This window comes from Microbacterium sp., from assembly GCF_031988965.1.
Taxonomy (GTDB): Bacteria; Actinomycetota; Actinomycetes; order Actinomycetales; family Microbacteriaceae; genus Microbacterium.
Genome location: NZ_DALZXX010000234.1, coordinates 1 through 2,740, shown reverse-complemented (window position 1 = coordinate 2,740; position 2,740 = coordinate 1). Strand labels below are relative to the sequence as shown.

At 68.9% G+C, this 2,740-nt stretch carries 3 protein-coding genes; 1 reads left to right on the top strand and 2 read right to left on the bottom strand.

The features are described from left to right. Positions 1 to 377: 377 nt before the first annotated feature. Both RTM68_RS18115 and RTM68_RS18110 read right to left on the bottom strand, forming a co-directional pair. Positions 378 to 1,508: a helix-turn-helix domain-containing protein gene (locus RTM68_RS18115; RefSeq protein WP_312173674.1), complete on the bottom strand. Its 1,131-nt coding sequence runs from the start codon at positions 1,506 to 1,508 to the stop codon at positions 378 to 380. A gap of 83 nt (positions 1,509 to 1,591) precedes the next feature. Continuing rightward, positions 1,592 to 2,101: an Lrp/AsnC family transcriptional regulator gene (locus RTM68_RS18110; RefSeq protein ID WP_312173672.1), complete on the bottom strand. Its 510-nt coding sequence runs from the start codon at positions 2,099 to 2,101 to the stop codon at positions 1,592 to 1,594. A gap of 115 nt (positions 2,102 to 2,216) precedes the next feature. On the opposite strand from RTM68_RS18110, the gene RTM68_RS18105 reads away from it, so the two are divergent. Further along, positions 2,217 to 2,740: alanine dehydrogenase (locus RTM68_RS18105; protein ID WP_396654250.1), on the top strand; the 524-nt coding region annotated here is incomplete at its 3' end.

The window sequence follows — 2,740 nt, the reverse complement described above, 5'->3', positions numbered from 1 at the left end:
CTCGATCGTCCCCCCGACCGAGACACCCGCACGTCCGCCGCGCTCTCCTGCGCGTGCGATCCGCTGTGCCCGACGCTCATCGCGCCTGCCCCCGAACTTCCGGACGGGCGTCACCGCCACGTCCGGAAGCCGTGACCGGGAATTCTGAGAGGGGCCGCGGCGCCTCTGTCCTCCCCCGTCATGGCCCGCCTGGGGGCACGGGCAGGTTCAGGTTAAGCACCCGTCGAGGAGCGCGGAACAGATCGGAGGCGTCCTGTCACCCGCCGCGCGCACGCGGGCACTCCAGACCCTGTTTGGCACGGGATCCGCGCTCGGGTGTCACCCGGTGCGCACAGGCCGGGCGGCGCTCGCCCGAGGGTGTCGCACCGGATGCCGGGTCAGGACGGTCTGCTCTCCTGCTCATCGGAGAGCAGCATCGCCTCGGCGAGACGTGGCTGCGCCGCGGTCGCGAGACGGAAAGCGCTCGGACTCAGACCGACATGACGCGCGAACTGCGACCGCAGCGCGGCGGCGTCGAGGAATCCCGATCGCGATGCGACGGTCGTCAGGTCCTGCACCGGCGTGGCCAGCAGCTCTTCCCGGGCGGTGTCCAGGCGACGGCGCAGCAGCCTCTCGGCCAGACTCTCGTCGGCGCCCGAGAACAGGCGGAACAGCTGTCGACGGCTCACATGCAGCTCGCGTGCGAGCGTGTCGATGCCGAACGACGCATCGCGATGTCGCGCATCGATGGTCCTCACCGCCTCGGCACGGAGTCCGCTCGCTCTGTCGGTCTCCCCGTCGCCCGGAAACTGCCGAAATACCCCACGCACCAGGGCCACCAGCGCCGATTCCGTGCCGGCGAGCGCTCCGACACCCTGGTCGGGGTCGCGCATCCATTCGTAGAGCATGCGGGCGAAGGCCGCTCCTGCGGCCCTGGTCAGCGGGGTGTCCGGGAACAGGTCCGCCCCTCGGGTCAGCACCTGCCGATGGCCCGAGAGCGCCGAGACCGGCACGACCACTCCGGTCGTCTCGCTGACTCCCAGATGCGCGACCGCCGCCGTGCCGAGGCTCGACATGAAGCCCATACGGCCCACCGGCATGTCCTGCAGACCGTTCACGGTCTGCAGGCGCTGTCCACCCTGATTCGCCATCCCGAGGATCACGATGTCCTCACCGCCCGGCGCACCCAGGTCGTAGCTCACCGTGTGCGGCGTCTCGAGAGTGCCGAAGAGCATGGTCGACCCGATCGACCGCCGCAGCAGCACCGCTTCGAACGCCGCCGGGTCGTCGGCTCTCATGGTTCCGAAGTTCGACAGCTGCATCATGCCCCTGTGCCCGTCGAGTCTGATCATGTTCTCGGCGAGCCAATCGGGGACCACTGGTTCCGATGGGCCCGTGCCGGAGCCGTCTGCTCCCCCCGCCAGTCGTCGTGCCCACGCAGCCAACTGCCCGTCATCGATCATGCGCACCATCGCGTCCCCCAGAACTCTGCGCGCCACTCCCCAGACGTCGCGGCCGATCCCCGGCATCACCCTAGACACCGCAGCGAGCCGCGTGCAATATCCTGCTCAGCGCGCGGTGATCAGGCACTCCGCGCGGGTCCTGCCGTCGATCAGCGGAAGGATGCCGCCACGGAGTTGCGGTGATAGTCGAACACGATGCTCGTGCGGGTCGAGGCGACGCTGCTCTGCGCCGACAGGTGCTCGAGCACGAACTCCCGCATCTCCGACGAATCGGCCACCGCGATGTGCAGCAGGAAGTCGTCGTCACCGCCGAGGAAGAACACCTGGATCACCTGGGGCAGCGCCCGCACGCGATCGGCGAACTCGACGATGCTCTCGCGTCGGGCGCTCGGGCGCAGACTCACCCCGATGATCGCCTGCAGTCCCGCTCCCAGCTTCCGTTCGTCGACGCTCGCGTGAAAACCGGTGATCACTCCCCGTTCGATGAGCGCCCGCAGACGCGCGTGCGCCGTCGAGGGCGCGACGCCCAGGTGTCCCGCGAGCTCGGCATTCGTCATCCGTCCGTCCGTGCTGAGCAGCTGCACGATCCGCGCATCGATCGCGTCGAGCGCCGGCGCCCGAAGGGTGTTCGACGGCGGGGCCTCGGGCGATGTCTCCATGCGAACGATTATGCAGGATCCGCTGGACGAGCGAATGTTCTTCAGGCATTCTGTCGATGAACCGACGTTTCTGCGATTCTGAGATGCACTCACGCAACCGCAATTTGGAGGATCGATGAAGATCGGCGTGCCGACCGAAGTCAAGAACAACGAGAACCGCACCGCGCTGACACCCGCGGGCGCCGATCGCCTGGTGCACGAGGGGCATCGCGTGCTGGTGCAGTCGGGCGCGGGCGTCGGTTCAGGGATCTCCGACGACGCGTATCGGACCGCGGGAGCGGAGATCGTCGCCACCGCCGAGGAGGCGTGGGGCGAGGCAGACCTCCTCATCAAGGTCAAGGAGCCGATCGCCCAGGAGTACGGTTTCCTCCGCTCCGACCTCACGCTCTTCACCTACCTGCACCTCGCGGCCGACCGCGCACTCACCACCGCCCTCGTCGACGCGGGCACGACGGCGGTCGCCTACGAGACCGTGCAGCTTCCCGACCGCAGCCTGCCGCTGCTCATCCCGATGAGCGAGATCGCCGGACGCCTCTCGGTCACCATGGGTTCGTACTCGCTGATGCGCTCGGCCGGGGGACGCGGGATGCTGCTCGGCGGCATCGCCGGAACGCCGCGCGCCGAGGTGGTCGTGATCGG

Bases quoted from the DNA above. Each gene is read 5' to 3' on its own strand.
- RTM68_RS18110 (WP_312173672.1), bottom strand. From the start codon at position 2,101: ATGGAGACATCGCCCGAGGCCCCGCCGTCGAACACCCTTCGGGCGCCG.
- RTM68_RS18115 (WP_312173674.1), bottom strand. From the start codon at position 1,508: ATGCCGGGGATCGGCCGCGACGTCTGGGGAGTGGCGCGCAGAGTTCTG.